Here is a 16,410-nt window from a genome sequence, read left to right on the forward strand (position 1 = left end):
ACAAGATCGTTGTATTCCAGCCACGACTATTGATGAGATCGTACTGATGCGCTTGCGCATCCCCGCGGCGCCGCACGGCGCCGCCTGAACCGGTTAAACTGATGCCTATGAACAATTCTCGAAAAGTCGCCGGCGTGGCCGGCCTGGTCAGCATGGTGTGGGTCGGGGTGACCGCGGCCATCGCCGCCAACCAGCGCCGCCTGGTATTCAACCCGACCATCAAGCGCGAAGTCGACAATCCGCGCTCAAGCGGCCACCGCACCCGCGCCATCGTGCTGCGCGCGCGCGACGGCACCAAGCTGTCGGGATGGCTGATGACGCCGCAAATCCCGGGGCCGCATCCGGCCGTGGTGTATTTCGGCGGGCGCTCGGAAGAAGTGTCCTGGGTGGTGCGCGACGCCGGCAAGCTGTTTCCGGGCATGGCGGTGCTGGCCGTGAATTATCGCGGCTACGGCAACTCGCATGGCGAACCGGCCGAAGCCCACATGGTCGAAGACGGCCGCCTGCTGTTCGACTGGCTGTCCGAGCGCCCGCACGTCGATCCGCAGCGGGTGGCGGTGGTCGGGCGCAGCCTCGGCTCCGGGGTGGCGGTGCAGGTGGCGCTGGAGCGCCCGGTCCATTCGCTGATCCTGATCACGCCCTACGATTCGATCCTGGCCATCGCCAAGCGCAAGTTCCGCGCGGTGCCGGTCGAATATGTGCTGCGCCACCGCTTCGAGTCGGTCAAGTACGCCTCGGCGCTGACCGCGCCCACCTACGTGCTGCGCGCCGCCTTCGACGATATCGTGCCGCATTCGCACACCGACCTGCTGGTCGCACAGCTGGGCAAGCTGCACCTGGATGAAACCGTGCCCGATTCGGACCACATGAATATTCCCTACCTGGAAGCGACCCAGGAGCGCATCGCGGCGTTTCTCGGCACCCGCTTCGCGCTGCCGCTGGAAGAGACGGTGGTGGCCTCGGACCAGCCGGCGCGGTAAATAGCGGCGCAAGCGGGCGCGCCGTCTCAGCGCGTGCGGCGCCGCGCTACTGACAGGCACAGCAAGGCGGCGCCGGTCAGCATCAGGCTCAGGCTGCCGGGTTCGGGCACCGGGCTCGGCGGTACCACATTTTCGAAGCGCAGCCTGTCGAGCGCCAGCGCGCCGTTGACGACCGGAATGGTGCGAAACACCACGCGGTCGAAGCCGGACAAGAATTCGATGCCGATGAAGGAACCGGTGGTGCCATCGCCGGCGGTATCGAAGAAATGGCTGCCGACCAGGGTATTGCCGAGATAGGCATCGATGAAGGTGTCGTCTTCCGGATTGGTGCTGGCGTCCGCGCCGAAGCGGGTGATCACCGACGAAAACGTGATGATGCCGTCGAGGTCGGGCGAGCCGTCGACGTATTTGAGCGCCACCCGGCTCGGCGGCGCCGGCGAGGTCGCGTAAATATCCAGGTTGAAATTGGTGAAGCTCAGCCCGAGCGCCGCATACTGGCTGCCGATCGGACCCGCCAGCGCATTCTCGAAGTCGATCACGGTCGGGGCGCTGAAGCCACCCGCGCCGATCACGCCGGCCTGCGCCGTGCCGGCGATTGCGGCTGCCAGGCACACCAGCATCTTCATTTTCCCAAGCATAGTCTCTCCATTTTGATTTTGCGCAAACAATGACGCCCTTGGCAATGCCCGAGCAATTTTCATACCCGAAACAACAACGCCATCAATTCAGCCACTTAGCGCAGCCGGTACCGGTTTGACAAACTGGACTGTAAAGAAACTCGACAGGAACAATGTTATAATCTCAACTTCCGGCCAAGGCTCTTGGCGTCGCCAGCGGGAAATGTTACTGTCTCCGATCTCGCCGACTTTCCATTACCGCCCCCGATACCGCCACCGCCCATGTCCGTCCCCTTCAACGACCTGCCCCGGCAACGCATCCTGTCGGTCGACGCCTTTCGCGGCCTGACCTTCGTGCTCATGCTGTACGTAAATTTTTTGGCGGGGGCGCGCGGCGTGCCGGCCTGGCTGCTGCACGCCGATGGCGCGTTTGACGGCATGGGCCTGGCCGATATCGTGTTCCCCGGCTTCCTGTTCGCGGTCGGCATGTCGATTCCTTTCGGCGTGCACAGCCGCATCGCGCGCGGCGACGGCCCGGGCCGCGTGTTCGGGCACAGCGCCTGGCGCGCGCTGGCCCTGATCGTGATGGGCGTGTTCATGGTCAATGCCGAGTCGGGCTACAGCGAGCAAGCCATGCGCATGCCGATCGCGGCCTGGTCGCTGGCCTTCTACGCGGCGGTGCTGCTGGTGTGGGGCGTGTACCGCTTCGACAGCGCCCTGCTCAACGGCTGCCTGCGCGGCGCCGGCGTGCTGCTGCTGGCCGGCCTGGCGCTGCTCTGGCGCGGCCAGGATGGCGCCATGATGACGCCGCAGTGGTGGGGCATTCTCGGCCTGATCGGCTGGGCTTACCTGGCCGCCGCCCTGCTGTACCAGCTGGCGCGCGGACGCCTGGCGCCGCTGCTGGGGGCCATGGGCGCCGGGGTGGCGCTGTTTATGGCGGCCGCCAACACCGGGACCGGCAGCGCGCTGTCCGGGCACGCCATCCACAGCGTGATCGTGCTGGCCGGGCTGGTGTGCGCGCTGCTGTTTTTCGACGGCAAGCACGGCGTGGCACGCCGTTTGCGCCAGGCGGGCGGCCTGGCGGCGCTGCTGGCGCTGGCCGGCTGGGTGCTGCACCACTGGTACCCGGTCTCGAAGATCGGCGCCACCCCGCCCTGGGCCTTATACTGCGGGGCGCTGTGCGTGGCCGTGTTCGCGCTGCTCTACTGGCTGGTCGAGGTGCAGGCCGCGCGCCGCTGGACCGTGCTGGTCGAACCGGCCGCGACCAGTCCGCTGATCACTTACCTGCTGCCGTTCGCCATCGGCGCCGTGATCAGCCTGGCCGGCGCGCAGTTCCGCCCGGCGCTGGTCGAGGGCAACGCCGCGCTGCTGGCCGGGGCCGTGTTTACGGCCACGATCGTGCTGGTGGTTGCACGCCTGAACCTACATAATTGCAAGCTCAAGATATAAGCAAGGAGAACAGATGTTGAACAAGACCCGCATGACCAGATTCACCTGCGCCCTCGCCCTGGCCGGCGCGGCAACGGCCGCCATGGCGGCTCCGGCACGCTCCGGCGCGCCGCTCGAAATCGGCTCGTACTACACCGCGTGGAGCACCGAGAGCGGCTTTCGCCTGAAACAGCTCGACCAGGCCGGCGTGGCGGGACGCTTCACGTTCCTGAACTACGCCTTCGCCAATCTGTACAAGATGCCGGACAACACCTACCGCTGCGATAGCGGGCGCGACATCAAGGATGCGGCCGACGGCGGCGGCATGCGCGCCACCCTCGACTACGGGCGCCAGTTCACGGCGGCCGAATCGGTCGACGGCAGCGCCGACACCGCGTCCCAGCCGCTGGCGGGCAACTTCAACCAGCTGCGCCAGCTCAAGGCCAGGCATCCGAAGCTGAAGGTGCTGCTGGCCATCGGCGGGGCCGAATGGTCGCGCTGGTTCTCGGCCGGCGCCGCCACCGCGCCGCTGCGGCGCGCACTGGTCTCGTCCTGCATCGACCTGTACATCAAGGGCGACCTGCCGATGCTCAACGGGCATGGCGGCAAGGGCGCCGCGGCCGGGCTGTTCGACGGCTTCGATATCGACTGGGAGTATCCGGGCGTGCCGCTGATGGCGTACAACACCATCAGCCCGGCCGACAAGGAAAACTTCACCTTGCTGCTGGCGGAGTTCCGCAGCCAGCTCAACGCGCTGGGCAAGAAGCAGCGCAAGAAATACTACCTGACGGCGGCCGTCAACAGCGGCGCCAAGACTACCGACGCCACCGAGCCGGCCAAGTACAGCAAGTCGCTCGACTGGATCAACCTGATGACCTACGACTTCCACGGCAGCTGGACCAGGCAGGGCCCGACCGGCTTTCACTCGAACCTGTACCCCGATCCGGGCAGCCCCGACAGCGACAAGCAGAGCGTGCACACCGGGGTCGAGCGCTTCCTGAAAGCCGGCGTGCCGGCCAAAAAACTGGTCATCGGCGTGCCGTTCTATGCGCGCGGCTGGACCGGCGTGCCGGCGGCACGTTACGGCCTGTACCAGAGCGCGACGGGTCCGGCCAAGGGCTTCGAGGAAGGCACCGAGCGCTACGCGACCATCTCGGCGCGCAAGGCGCCCAAGTTCTACCATCCGGTCAGCAAGCAGTTGTGGACCTACGAAAACGGCACCTTCTGGACCTACGACGATCCGCTCGTGATCAAGGAAAAAGCCGCTTACGTGCGCGACCACCGCCTGGGCGGCATGATGTCGTGGGCGCTCGACCAGGACGACGCCGGCTTCGCGCTGTCCAAAGCCATGCTCGAAACCAAGTGACGGCGCAGGCCGGGGCGCCGCTGCGCAAGGTACTGGTGATCTTCGCGCACGCGGCGCCGCAGCGCTCGCGCGTGAACCGCCGCCTGCTGGAGGCCGCGCGCAGCGTGCCCGGGGTCGAACTGGTCGACCTGTACGAAACCTATCCCGATTTTTACATCGACGTGGCGGCCGAACAGGAAAACCTGGCCGACGCCGCCGCGCTGGTGTTCGTCCATCCGGTCCAGTGGTACGGCATGCCGTCCCTGCTCAAGGAATGGGTCGACGCGGTGCTGGTGCCCGGCTGGGCCTACGGCGCCGGCGCCACCGCCCTGCGCGGCAAGCGCTACTGGCTGGTGGCGTCGACCGGCAGTCCGCTTGATGCCTACGCCGCGGACGCGGCGCACGGCCATCCGTTCGACGCCTTCCTGCCGCCATACCGCCAGATTGCCGCCCTGTGCGGCATGGAATGGCTCGAACCCCACATCCTGCACGGCGCCCACCAATCCCCGCAAGAAACGCTCGACGCCCACGTCGCGACCTTTGCCGCCCGCCTGCGCGCGCTCGCGAACGCATGACCCCTGGAAAGCTTTGTCACGATGGAACACGGTTTACTGTTTAACGCACTGATCTACCTGGCGGCGGCGGTGATTGCCGTGCCGATCGCCAAAAAACTCGGCCTCGGCGCCGTGCTCGGCTACCTGCTGGCCGGCATCGCCATCGGTCCCTGGGGACTGGGCCTGATCGGCGAAGTCGAAGACATCCTGCACATTTCCGAATTCGGAGTGGTGCTGCTGCTGTTCGTGATCGGCCTCGAACTCGAACCGAAGCGCCTGTGGTCGATGCGGCGCGCCATCTTCGGGCGCGGCGCGGCCCAGGTGCTGGGCGTGACCGGCGCCCTGTGCGCTTGCGCCATGCTGGCCGGGATCGACTGGAAGGTGGCGCTGATCGCCGCGCTGGGCCTGTCGCTGTCGTCGACCGCGATCGCCCTGGCCACGCTCGACGAGCGCAAGCTGATGACCACCCCGACCGGCTCGGCCAGCTTTGCCATTTTGCTGTTCCAGGACATGGCCGCCATTCCCATGATCGCCATCGTGCCGCTGCTGGGCGTGGCGGCGGCCGAGGGCAGCGAGCAGGGCTGGCTGGGCGTGCTGAAAGTGGTCGGCGTGATCGGCGCGCTGATCTTCGCCGGACGCTACCTGGTGCGTCCGCTGCTGCGCATCATCGTCAAGACCGGCATGCGCGAAATCTTTACCGCTTTTTCGCTGCTGCTGGTGATTGCCATTTCGCTGCTGATGCAGTGGGTCGGGATGTCGATGGCGCTGGGCGCCTTCATGGCCGGCATGCTGCTGGCCGACTCCGAATACCGCCACGCGCTCGAGACCGACCTGGAGCCGTTCAAGGGCTTGCTGCTCGGGCTGTTTTTCATCGCGGTCGGCATGTCGGTCGACTTCGGCGTGTTCATGGCGCAGCCGTGGCTGATCCTGGGGCTGGTGGCGGCGTTCTTGTGCATCAAGATCGCCGTCCTGTACGGAATCAGCAAGATCGCCGAAATTCCGCGCAGCCAGCAGGCGCTGTTCGCCTTCATCCTCTCGCAGGGCGGCGAATTTGCGTTCGTGGTGTTCGGCGCGGCCGAGGCCGCCAAAGTGTTCAGCGCCGAGGTGGCCTCGATCCTGGTGGTGGTGGTGGCGCTGTCGATGGTGGTCACGCCGCTGCTCCTGATCGCGCACGACCGCCTGATCGCGCCGCGCTACCGCGCCGACAAGAAGCGCCAGGACGACAAGATCGCGCCCAACGACGAGCATGTGATCATCGCCGGCTTCGGGCGTTTCGGCCAGATCCTCGGGCGCCTGCTGGCGGCCAACGGGGTCAAGCTGACCGTGCTCGATCACGATCCGGACCAGATCGACCTGGTGCGCCGCTTCGGCATGGAAGTGTTTTACGGCGACGTGACGCGCATCGACCTGCTGCACGCGGCCGGTGCTGCGCGGGCGCGCGCGCTGGTGGTGGCGGTCGACGATATCGACGACAGCCTGAAACTGGTGGACGCGGTGCGGCGCACCTTTCCGGATCTGAAAATCATGGCGCGGGCGCGCAATGTGACCCATTACTTCGATTTGCGCGACCGCGGCGTGACCATCATCCAGCGCGAAACGTTCGAAGCGGCGTTGATGCTGGGGCGCGACGTGCTGCACGAGCTCGGCTTCGGCGCCTACCGCGCGCGCCAGGCGGCCAGCAAGTTCCGCATGTTCAACCTGCGCAGCCTCGACCAGATCTATCCGTATTACAAGGACAAGGAACAGTTCCTGTCGGTGGCCAAGCAGGCGCGCGAGGAGCTCGAAGCCATGTTCGCGCTGGACGCGGAACTGGCCGAAGATGACAAGCAGAATGGGTGGGATGGGACCTGACAGCCTGGCCATCAATTTATCAATGGCATGACAACAAGCCACAGCGTACGCCAAATGCATTTGCGGCGGCACAAACCCAGGCACTTCAACGTCCGTGCACTCCTCGTGTGGGTCGCGGTCCACGCTAAAATGGTGTGGACTTGCTACGAGGAGGTGCATGATGCCGTTCATTATAGACAGAAACATGCTGCACGCGATCAACCGCCGCGCCACCGCAATCCTGCGCGGTCAGGATCCAAATGCCCTTGCTTCCGACTCAGGCGAATGGCCTGAGCCACGGATCGAGTTCACCCGCGAAGAAATTCGCGCAGCAATGATGATTGCCAAAAAGAGGAATGGCGCAAGCGACGATGCGGCAACGCCAAACACCGAGGCCCCCACCTCCAACGACGTGGGGCAGTGATGACAAACCCGAGCGTCTTCGCCCTGCTCGTTCCCCATCCCGACGATACGCTGGCCGCGCTGGCCTATGCCTTGTACAAACAACACGAAATTGAGACCTATGCGGCGATCGTCGCGCAAACAGGGCGTCCGCCTACGCCGGACGACGTCGAAAACTTCGAGCGTGCGGCAACGACACCGGTCTGCCTGGCCATGTACCAAAAACAGGCCGACAGCTTCATGACAGCCTTTCTGGACGCGACACTTGATGCGAAAAGAGCGAAGATACAAGCGGAATTCACGAACACGGCGATTGGTCGACAATTGGCGGCAATCCAGGCGGAGCTACGTGCCCGTAGAGGGCCACTGGGCCTGCTTCGGGACGTGGGGGCGAACCTCGGTGTGAACGTGCTGACCATCCTGCTGATTGCCGCGCTTGTGTTTGGATACAGGCTACTCGACGATGGCCTGGACCGTTTGAGTTTGCGGACAGGCGTGACCCAGCATAAGCCGCCATCATCGGTCGACGACGCTGCGCAAAACTGAATAATGTGCAGAGGAGCGCTTTGGCCATCTTTACGCCGCCTGCCAGCAAGGGTTCGACCGACGCTTGAACTTCTGTAGAATCGCGCACAGAAGATTCTAACAACTAAAAAAGTGCGTCCATGAACATCCCAGAAAAACTCCGCTCGATCAAAGCCTCGCTCTCCGAACGCAGCCGCGAACGCAAGCGCCTGCGCGGTCCGGCCGACCTGAACTACGCCATCGCCGATGCCATCGAACTGCTCGACGCCGCCGCCTGGCAGGCGCTGGCGCAGCACGCCGGCTTCTTCATGTCCTTCGCCTACCTCAAGGCGCTCGAACAGGTGCTGCCGCACAACCTGTCGCCGCGCTACGCCCTGATCTACAGCGGCGCCGGCGCCGAACGCATGCCGGTCGCGGCCGTGTACATGCAGATCGCCGACATCAGCCTGGCCCAGGCCCGCCCCGACAAATCCCGATCGGCCTCGGCGCGCCCCGCCCCGCTCGACGAGCTGGCCAAGAAGACCACCCAGCGCATCCTTACCTGCGGCAACCTGCTCACTTTCGGCCAGCACGGCATCGCCATGGCGCCCGACGCCGATCCCAAGCTGGCCTGGCACGGCGTGGCCGAAGTGCTGTACCGGGTGCGCCAGGCCGACAAGCTGGTCGGCAAGACCCACTTCATCATGATCAAGGACTTGCACGCGCCCCACATCGACCACGCGGCGCACCTGGAACACCTGAGCTACCGCTACGTGGAAACCGAGCCGAACATGGTGCTGGCCCTGCAGGACGACTGGAAGCATTACGACGACTACCTGGCCAGCCTGGCCTCCAAATACCGCAGCGGCGTGCGCAACGCGGTCTTCAAGACGCTCGACGAAGCGGCCTGCACGGTCGAACAGTTAAGCGACCTGGACGCGGTGCGCGACCAGATTCACGGTCTCTACAAGGAAGTCCAGGTCAACGCGGGTTTCCGCCCGTTCGAGCTGCGCCCGGAGTATTTTCCGGCGCTGCAACAGGCGGCAGGCGAGCGCTTCCGCTGCAGCGTGCTCAAGCGCGATGGGGCGATGCTGGGCTTTTTGATCTCGGTGGCCGACGGCGATACCTCCATCGCCTACCACATCGGCTTCAACCGCGCGGCGGCGGCCGATCTGCCGATCTACCTGCGCCTGCTGCACGCCGGCATCGCCGACGCCCTGTCGATGGGCTGCAAGCAAGTCTCGTTCGGCCGCACCGCGCTCGAACCGAAGGCGGCGCTGGGCGCGAAGCCGCAAACTTTCGGCATCCTGGTGCGGCACCGCCAGCCGGTGCTCAACAAGATGATCAAGCACCTGTTGCTCGGGATCGAACACGACGACGCGCCCGAGCGCAGTCCGTTCAAGAAGCCGGCCAAGGCCGCCTGATGCCAGGCCGACCCGTCAGCGGCTTTTCGCTGCCGGGGCCGGCTTGACGAGCACATAGCCGGCCCGCTTGCCGTCCCAGGTGAAGACGAGCTTCGATTTACTTTTCAGCAAGCGCAACTGGAGATCCGCATAGCCGTTGGTCGTGCTCGGAAGAACCGACAGCACATTCGTGCCCTCGTATTCATCGTGGTCCCTGGTGCCGTCCTTGTTCCAGTCGCCGGCGATCAGTTTGTGGAAGGAGACCGGCTCCGACAAGATATTGACCAGCTTGTTGCCGTCGATCCTGAACAGCGACAATGCTTCGAAATCGGCGCCTCCGCCGGCATAGCCCTCGTTCCAGCCGAGACGCAGCCCGATGGCCGTTTCCGTTGCTGCGATTTTGTAGGGGGCGAAGTCGAAACGGCGATACTGTTCGGGCATCAGGCCGCTGTCCTGGCCCGCGGGCGTATCGTCGTCCTCTTGAGGCCCTTCGACGTGACGAAATGCCCAGCTGGTTTTGATATCGTAGGGCTTGCCGTAGCTGGCGACCAGGGCCGGCGCGCCACTGCCGGCCCGATATTCCACAACGCCGAGATAGACCGCCGGATCGATGGCTGCGGGCGTATCGTGGGACGGATTAGCGCTGTCGCAGGACGGTCCCGTGCTCGATCTGCGCGAGCGTTCGGCGTCCTTCTTGTCGCGGCTGAAACAGGCGATCACGACGTAGCTGTTGGCGCGATACGGCCAGGCTTTGGCGCCGACGAGCATGGCGAACGCGGCGTCGCGGCCGGGCGCGACCAGGGCGATCAGCTGATTCGCCGTCAGGCCGGCGGGAAGCACCGTGCCGAACCCGTCCGCTTGCGCTTTGACCTTGCTGCCCACCGGAGCCGGGGATTTGTCCTGCGACCTTGACCGCTCGCCGGTCTGTGCCGACGCCAGTGGCGCGCATGCCAGCAACATCAGTCCGGCAAACATCATCTTGATTCGCATTCAGTATCCTTTAGTAAATCGATTGCCGATCCGGGCGCCGGCAACGCCAGCCGCAAGGCACAAGGCGCAACACCGCCACGGCCAGCGCCCAACTCATCGTCCCGGCCTCACATGAAATTACGCGTATGCAGCGCCGACAACTGCTGCGCCTCGGCCTTCGAAAACCCCAGCCGCTCCAGGCGCGACTGGCGCCCTTCGGCCATATCGACCATCAACTGCTGCACGCGCAGGTAGCCCGCCGCAATCGCGCCCGGGGTCAGTGCGCCCGCCGCCAGCAGGATCAGGGAGTCGAACACTTCCTCGTTCAGCCCCGAACTGGCCGCCAGGGCATCGTTGCGCGACTGGACCGCGTTGGCAAGGCGCGTGCGAAAGGCCGGCTCGCGTTCGAGCCGCGCCGCCAGGTGCGTCATGCCGAAAGCGACATGGCGCGCCTCGTCGCGCGCGGCCAGGCGCGCGATCTGGCGCGTGACCGGGTCCGGCGCGTACGCATGCAAGAAGTGCAGCAGGCTCACGAACGTGCCCTCCCCCAGCACCGACAGCAAAAATTCGGCCACCGAAAAATCCTGCTCGTCGAGCAGCGTCTTGAGCGAACTTTGCCCGCCCGCCGTCGACAGGCCCGGCTCCCTGCCCTTGAGCCGCACGCGCCGCGTGAACACCTCGATGTGGCGCGCTTCGTCGGCCACCTGGATCGCCAGCACCGCCTGCACTTCGCGATAGTGCGGATGCACCTGTCCCAGAAAGCGCGCCGGCACCACCAGCGCCGCCACTTCGTTTTCGATCATGTAGGTCAGCACCTGCACCACCGCGTCTTCGACCATGTCGGGCAAGGTGAAGTCGGCCTTCCAGTCGATTGCCGTCTCCGGATCCCACTGGGCGGCCGCGGCCTGCGCGTACAGGTCGGCCGCGCGTTCGGCCCACACTTCCTCCTTCTGGTCCAGGCGGAAGTGCATGGCGGGCGACCCGGCTTCCACGGTGGCGCCGCGCGCCGCCAGGCCCCACTCGGGCTTGGCCTGGGTGGCGACCGCGCCGTCCACACGCGGGTCGGCATGGCCGCTGTGCAGCGCGGCGCGCCAGCGCCCGCCAGATGCGCCACCGCGCGTCACGCGCACCACCTTGCGCCCGTCCACGGCAAGCAGCTCGCACGGGTGGCCCTGGCTGCGGCACCAGGCGCCCAGTTGCCCGTCCCAGCCCGCGCCGGAACCCGTCACATCGAGCTCCTGGCCCGGCGCGATCTGCTGCAAGCCGTGCTTGACCAGCAGATGGGCGCCGGCGTCGAAGCCCAAGGCCTCAATATCGATAGTCGGCCGCAAGGATCTTCCCTTCCGCATCATAGAAACGCTCGTCGTCCACCGCCCGCACCAGCGCGTCATAGCCGCTCACGCGCCCGGGCAGCCAGGTTTTCAGGCCTTCGAGTTCGAGCAGCGGGCGCACTTCCGGGTCGTCCCAGCTCATGGCCAGCAGCAGTTCGCCGAAGCGCGCAATCCGCGCCGCCGGCGCGCCGGGGCTGACCGTGAAGTTGCAGTGGTCGAAGGGCGCCGTGCGCGCCAGGATCGCGGTGGCGCCGGCCGGCAGCACGCCTTCGCGCGAGAAAGCCATGTGGTTACTGTCGATCATCCAGGCGGCGTCGATCTGGCCGGCCATCAGCGCCAGCGCGGCATCGCGTTCGCCGCCGATATGGTCGCCGTGCTTGCCGCCCAAAACGTCGAAGCGGCGCGCCGTGTAATCGCGCCCGGCCAGCATGCCGTGCTGGCGCATCAGGTCGAGCGGGATCAGGTGCGCCTGCGGCGAGTCGATGGCGCCGAAACCGATCGTCTTGCCCTTGAGTTGCTCCAGCGTGAGCACCGGGCCGGTGCGCGTGACCAGCACCGAGGTCAGGTCGCAATCGCTGTCGCGCATGGCCAGCGCGCTCACTTCAAGAGCGCGTGCGCGCGCCATACGCTCGGCGCGCACCCAGGCCAGCGGCGAATTCCACGCCAGCGCAATGCTGCCGTCGAACTGCGCCTCGACCTGGCGCTCATAGTTGGAGTACAAAATGTAGTCGAATTCAAAGTCATGGCGGCGGAAGTATTCCTTGAAGCCTTCCCAGATCGTCACGACTTTCGGCGCGTAGGCGACTGCGCCCATCATCAATGGCGTGTTCATCGCGTTCTCCTTAACCGAACACCGGCATGCCGCAAACGGCCTTGCCGATGAAGTCGAACAGCACGTCGGAGGTCGGCGCCATGACCGAGGCGGCGCGCGCGTCGCGGAAGTAGCGTTCGATCCCGACATCCTTGCGGAAGGCCGCGCCGCCGCACACCCGCATGGCGGTGTCGGTCACTTCCAGGGCCGCTTCGGCCGCTGCCGCCTTGACCTGCATCACGCGCAGCATGGCGTCCGGCCGGTTGGCGGCCAGCGCGGCGAGGGTGTCGTCGCGCAGGGTGCGCACCATGTCGGCCTGAATGCAGGCACGCGCCAGGTAGGCGCGGATGGTCGGCAGTTCGGACAGCGAGCTGCCCAGGTGTTCGAGCTTGCTGCCGGCCGCATGCGCGCATGCCGCTTCCAGCACGGCCTCCATCTGGCCCAGCGAGGACGAGGCGATCAGGGTCGAGAACACCGGCAGCACCGCGCCGATCATGATGTCGAAACCGCCGCCGTCCACGCCGAGCATGGCCGCCTGGGCGACGCGCACGCCGCTGGCACTGATCGGCGAGGAACGATTGCCGCGCAAGCCCATGCCGTCGAACGCTTTCGGTTCGGACAGGCCGGCGCTCTTGCTGTCGACCAGCCACAGGGTGCTGGCGCCTTCTTTGGCCACCGGCGCGGTCGACCAGACGTACGAATCGGCTTCGCCGGCGGCGGTGACCATCGACTTGCTGCCGTCGATGACGATGCTATCGCCCTCCTGGCGCGCGGTGCCGACCGGCGCCCAGAAGTGGCTGCGCGAGCCATTGTCGGACCAGGCCAGGGTGCTCAGGTGGCGACCGGCGGCGACGTCGCGGCGCACGTTCTCGGTGGCGAATTTTTCCAGCACGGTGGCCGCGCACAGGTGCATGCAGACGATCATCGCGGTCGACGGGCAAGCCTTGGCCAGGCGCTCGATCAGCTGCGCCGCGTCGGGCAGGCCCAGGCCCAGGCCGCCCACGTCCTTGCTGCTGACAAGGCCCAGCAGGCCGGCCTGGCCCAGCGCCTCGATGGCGGCGCGCGGAAAGCGGGCCTCGCGGTCGGTGTCGGGGGCGGCCGGCAGCACGATGGTGCTGACGATGGTGTCGAGAGTTTGAAGGTAAGTCATGGCATCCTTGTAAATATGGCGGATAGATGCCACCGGCAGGGGCGCAGACAAAGACAAGGCGCGGCGACTCCGCGGGGGAATCGGCCGACAGCGGCGCACCTCGACAAGTTCTGCTCGACCTGCCTGGCGGCAGCGCTTGGAAACGGTACTTTTGCAGCGTCAGTTCATCGCAGCAGCCACACGCGGGCCGTCGGACCCGCTCCAGCGTGCCATGGGAGCTGGTAGCGGCGTTACGGCGGGCTGGTTCGATACAAACACCACAATCGCCGCGAGTTTAGCAGACTCGCCCTACTGGCGGCAGGGTCATTTCCACCCCGCCCGAATAATTCGCTTGACCGGCTGTCATGTGTCAGATATTCTTTACAGGTGAAAGAAAAGAAACCATCAATCGACGGAGACCAGTTGCTGGCGATCCTGTCGGCCCTCGCCAATCCGCACCGGCTGCGCATCATTGCGGCCCTGTCAGCGGGCGGACGCAATTACGTCAGCCAGCTGGCACGCGACATTGGCATCAGCCGGCCCTTGCTGCACCTGCATCTTCAAAAACTCGAACAAGCCGGCCTCGTGACCAGCCGCCTCGAACTGTCGCACGACGGCAAAGCGCTCAACTACTTCGAAGCGTCCGGCTTCGCGGTGGCGCTCACGCCCGAGACGATTGCCGAGGCAGCGCAGTCGCTGACCATCAACCCTGAAAAGTAGAGCCACATCATGTCCGAACACGTCTTTTTGATCACCATCGGCTTGCCGCTCGCGACCCTCCTGCTCATTTTCGGCATGAAGTATCTGGCCGCCATCGTAGAGGCCAGGGCGCGCCAGGCCAGCGACGAAGCCTACCGCCAGCTGGCGGCGCAGGCGGCGGCGGCCCAGGCCGAAACCTCGGCCGCGCTGGGCGCCATCAACGCCCATATGACGGAAGTGAAAACGCGCGAGGCCGCCGTCGAGAAAATGCTGCGCGACGTCGAGTAATCCAGCAGCGCCTGCCGCGCCGACCGATTTTTTGCACCGCTTTTGCACCCCACCAGGAGAACACCATGCCTTACCAGCATCAGCAAATTGAACCCGGCGGCAAAGAGGCGCAGCGTCATGCGCGCATCGCCGGCGCCCTGTACCTCGTCATCATCGTCATCGGGATCCTGGGCGAGACGGTGATCCGCAATAGCCTGGTCGTGGCCGGCAACGCCGCCGAGACCGCCCAGCGCATCCTCGCCTCGGAGGGGCTGTGGCGCCTCGGCGTGGCGGGACAACTGGTGCTGCTGCTGTGCGCCGTCGGCCTGTCGCTGGCGTGGTACGTGCTGCTGCGGCCCGTGAACAAGAACCTGACCCTGCTGGCCATGTTCTTCGCGCTGGTGTCGCTGGCGGTCGAAAGCGTCAGCGCCCTGCAACTGCAAGGCGCGCTCGCGCCGCTGCTGGCCGCCGCGCAGATGGGCATCGACCCGCGCCAGGCGCAGGCCGGCGCCTACCTGGCCATCGTCGGCCATTCGCAGGCGTTCGCGGTGGCGCTGATGTTCTTCGGGGCCGAGTGCATCATCGTCGGCCACCTGGTGCGCAAGTCCGGCTATTTTCCGGCCCCGGTCGGGGTGCTGATGCAGGTCGCCGGCCTGTGCTACCTGCTCAACACCTTCATCATGGTGCTCTCCCCCGCCCTGCATGGCGCGCTATTCCCGGCAATCCTGGTGCCGTCGTTCATCGGCGAGAGCGCATTCTGCCTGTACCTGCTGTTCAAGGGCGTCGACATCCCGGCATGGGAACAACTGAACTTTAAAGGAGTCTCGGCATGAACCAGATCAGCACTCTCAGATTGACCCTGTTACGCGCCATGTACCTGCTGCTGGTGGTGGGGCTGGGCCTGACCATGTGGCCGGCGATTATCGCGCCGCCCGGCGTGACAGCCAATGCCGGCACCGTGGTGCGCTCGCTGCTCGGCGCCTTGTGCCTGCTGTCGGTGCTGGGATTGCGCTATCCGCTGCAAATGCTGCCGCTGCTGGTCTTCGAACTGGTGTGGAAGATCATCTGGGTGGCCGCCTTCGCCCTGCCGATGTGGATGGGACCGGGCCTCGACGAGTATGCCGCCGAGACCCTGTTCGCCTGCGCGATCGGGATCGTGCTGGTGCCGCTGGTGCTGCCATGGCGCTTCATGGCGCGCGAATACTGGCGCGCGCCCGCCACGCCGTGGACCACGCCAGGCGTTACAGCATCACGCCCAGGCCCGCCATAAAGCCGAATGCATCGGTCCAGAGGGCGGCGCTGGCGCCTGTGATTTCGATCCCGGCGGCGCTGGTGGCATAGATCGCCGCCAGTTCGCCGCCGGCCGGGGCCGAATCTTCCACGCCGTCCTGCCCGAGCCGCGCGCCCTGCCGGTCGCTGAAAGCGGCGCTCAAGGCCATCAGGTCGTAGTGCTCGACACCGCCCGCCCCGATCAATTGCAAGGCGAGCGCCTCGGGCGCGGGATTGTCGTACCAGCCGCTCAGCGCCATGCCTTCGGCGGCGCCGGTCGTCACGATCAGGTCGCTGCCGGCCCGGGTGAACAACAGGTCGGATGCGCCGATGCCCAGGCCGAGCGAGATGGTCGCCGGGCCGCGCGCGCACAAAACGACCGTGTCGAAGCCGTCGCCGGCGTTGAAGGCAAGCGTGAAATCGGCGCCCCAGGCGGTAATGGTGTCGTTGCCGGTGCCGCCGATGTACAGGCTCAGGCCCGCGCCTTCGATGATGTCGTCGCCGGCGCCGCCGTCGAACAGGTTATTGCCGCGCACATCCTGCAGAATATCGTCGCCTTCGAGGCCGAACAGCAGGTCCGCGCCTTCGCGCCCGTGCAGGATGTCGGCGTCTTCGCTGCCGGTCAGCACGGCCTCGCGCGCACTGTCGGCTGGCGGCGCGAACCAGTACGGCGTGCCGCCATCGTCGCCGCTGAGGATCATCGCTTCGATGTCCTGGAACGGGAATGCGGGCGTCCAGGCCGCGATGAGGGCCGCCAGGGCGTCGATCTCATCCTGGTCCGGCCAGACGATCATCGCGTCCGGGTCCGTCGCCAACAGGGCATCATTCGGGTGCACTTCGGTATCGATCGTCATAAAGTCTCCTGTGGAAGC

General features: G+C 66.0%; 18 protein-coding genes. 12 read left to right on the plus strand and 6 right to left on the minus strand.

Annotation, left to right across the window (positions count from 1 at the left end):
* Positions 1-107: 107 nt before the first annotated feature.
* A complete protein-coding gene (locus tag F2P45_RS00810) occupies positions 108-980 on the plus strand; it encodes an alpha/beta hydrolase (protein ID WP_166869880.1) in 873 nt (290 codons plus the stop codon).
* A 26-nt stretch (positions 981-1,006) separates the two neighbouring features.
* Here the strand turns inward: F2P45_RS00810 and F2P45_RS00815 are convergent, their stop codons facing one another.
* On the minus strand, positions 1,007-1,618 hold the full coding sequence (locus F2P45_RS00815; protein WP_166869881.1) for a PEP-CTERM sorting domain-containing protein: 612 nt from the start codon (positions 1,616-1,618) through the stop codon (positions 1,007-1,009).
* 261 nt (positions 1,619-1,879) lie between these two features.
* Here F2P45_RS00815 and F2P45_RS00820 point away from each other — a divergent pair, with 261 nt between their 5' ends.
* From F2P45_RS00820 to F2P45_RS00850, 7 genes are all read left to right on the plus strand, one after another.
* Positions 1,880-3,046, plus strand: coding sequence for a DUF5009 domain-containing protein (locus F2P45_RS00820; protein WP_166869882.1), 1,167 nt, complete (start codon positions 1,880-1,882; stop codon positions 3,044-3,046).
* A gap of 13 nt (positions 3,047-3,059) precedes the next feature.
* Positions 3,060-4,391: a glycoside hydrolase family 18 protein gene (locus F2P45_RS00825; protein WP_166869883.1), complete on the plus strand. Its 1,332-nt coding sequence runs from the start codon at positions 3,060-3,062 to the stop codon at positions 4,389-4,391.
* Entirely contained in the window at positions 4,388-4,945 is a 558-nt protein-coding gene (kefF, locus tag F2P45_RS00830) for a glutathione-regulated potassium-efflux system oxidoreductase KefF (protein ID WP_370663193.1), read from the plus strand. The genes F2P45_RS00825 and kefF overlap by 4 nt, the downstream gene beginning before the upstream one ends.
* Positions 4,946-4,966: 21 nt before the next feature.
* Positions 4,967-6,775, plus strand: a complete 1,809-nt coding sequence (kefC, locus tag F2P45_RS00835) for a glutathione-regulated potassium-efflux system protein KefC (RefSeq protein ID WP_166869884.1) — start codon at positions 4,967-4,969, stop codon at positions 6,773-6,775.
* Between the two features lie 157 nt (positions 6,776-6,932).
* On the plus strand, positions 6,933-7,178 hold the full coding sequence (locus F2P45_RS00840; protein ID WP_166869885.1) for a hypothetical protein: 246 nt from the start codon (positions 6,933-6,935) through the stop codon (positions 7,176-7,178).
* Entirely contained in the window at positions 7,178-7,702 is a 525-nt protein-coding gene (locus F2P45_RS00845) for a hypothetical protein (protein ID WP_166869886.1), read from the plus strand. Before F2P45_RS00840 ends, F2P45_RS00845 begins: the two co-directional genes overlap by 1 nt.
* Before the next feature lie 119 nt (positions 7,703-7,821).
* On the plus strand, positions 7,822-9,084 hold the full coding sequence (locus F2P45_RS00850; protein WP_166869887.1) for a GNAT family N-acetyltransferase: 1,263 nt from the start codon (positions 7,822-7,824) through the stop codon (positions 9,082-9,084).
* 15 nt (positions 9,085-9,099) lie between these two features.
* Here F2P45_RS00850 and F2P45_RS00855 read toward each other — a convergent pair whose 3' ends face one another.
* The 4 genes from F2P45_RS00855 to F2P45_RS00870 form a co-directional block, all read right to left on the minus strand.
* Positions 9,100-10,038: a hypothetical protein gene (locus tag F2P45_RS00855; protein ID WP_166869888.1), complete on the minus strand. Its 939-nt coding sequence runs from the start codon at positions 10,036-10,038 to the stop codon at positions 9,100-9,102.
* 122 nt (positions 10,039-10,160) lie between these two features.
* The gene (locus F2P45_RS00860) at positions 10,161-11,363 is read right to left on the minus strand and encodes a ferritin-like domain-containing protein (protein WP_223164650.1); all 1,203 of its coding nucleotides are present in this window, start codon (positions 11,361-11,363) and stop codon (positions 10,161-10,163) included.
* The gene (locus F2P45_RS00865) at positions 11,341-12,195 is read right to left on the minus strand and encodes a phosphate/phosphite/phosphonate ABC transporter substrate-binding protein (RefSeq protein ID WP_166869889.1); all 855 of its coding nucleotides are present in this window, start codon (positions 12,193-12,195) and stop codon (positions 11,341-11,343) included. The genes F2P45_RS00860 and F2P45_RS00865 overlap by 23 nt, the downstream gene beginning before the upstream one ends.
* A 10-nt stretch (positions 12,196-12,205) precedes the next feature.
* Entirely contained in the window at positions 12,206-13,324 is a 1,119-nt protein-coding gene (locus F2P45_RS00870; RefSeq protein WP_166869890.1) for an acyl-CoA dehydrogenase family protein, read from the minus strand.
* Between the two features lie 402 nt (positions 13,325-13,726).
* Between F2P45_RS00870 and F2P45_RS00875 the strand changes: the two genes are divergently transcribed.
* From F2P45_RS00875 to F2P45_RS00890, 4 genes are all read left to right on the plus strand, one after another.
* Complete coding sequence (locus tag F2P45_RS00875; RefSeq protein WP_229504869.1) at positions 13,727-14,023, plus strand: ArsR/SmtB family transcription factor; 297 nt, start codon at positions 13,727-13,729, stop codon at positions 14,021-14,023.
* A 9-nt stretch (positions 14,024-14,032) separates the two neighbouring features.
* Positions 14,033-14,290 (plus strand): hypothetical protein, encoded by a 258-nt coding sequence (locus F2P45_RS00880; protein WP_166869892.1) that lies wholly within the window; start codon positions 14,033-14,035, stop codon positions 14,288-14,290.
* A 65-nt stretch (positions 14,291-14,355) separates the two neighbouring features.
* Positions 14,356-15,102 carry a DUF4386 domain-containing protein gene (locus tag F2P45_RS00885; RefSeq protein WP_166869893.1) on the plus strand — a complete coding sequence of 249 codons (747 nt, stop codon included), beginning with the start codon at positions 14,356-14,358 and terminating at the stop codon, positions 15,100-15,102.
* Positions 15,099-15,539: a hypothetical protein gene (locus F2P45_RS00890; RefSeq protein WP_166869894.1), complete on the plus strand. Its 441-nt coding sequence runs from the start codon at positions 15,099-15,101 to the stop codon at positions 15,537-15,539. The genes F2P45_RS00885 and F2P45_RS00890 overlap by 4 nt, the downstream gene beginning before the upstream one ends.
* Here the strand turns inward: F2P45_RS00890 and F2P45_RS00895 are convergent.
* Positions 15,511-16,392, minus strand: coding sequence for a calcium-binding protein (locus F2P45_RS00895; RefSeq protein WP_166869895.1), 882 nt, complete (start codon positions 16,390-16,392; stop codon positions 15,511-15,513). The two genes, F2P45_RS00890 and F2P45_RS00895, sit on opposite strands and share 29 nt — an antisense overlap.
* Between the last annotated feature and the right edge of the window lie 18 nt (positions 16,393-16,410).

This window comes from Massilia mucilaginosa, from assembly GCF_011682145.1.
Lineage (GTDB): Bacteria > Pseudomonadota > Gammaproteobacteria > Burkholderiales > Burkholderiaceae_D > Telluria_A > Telluria_A mucilaginosa.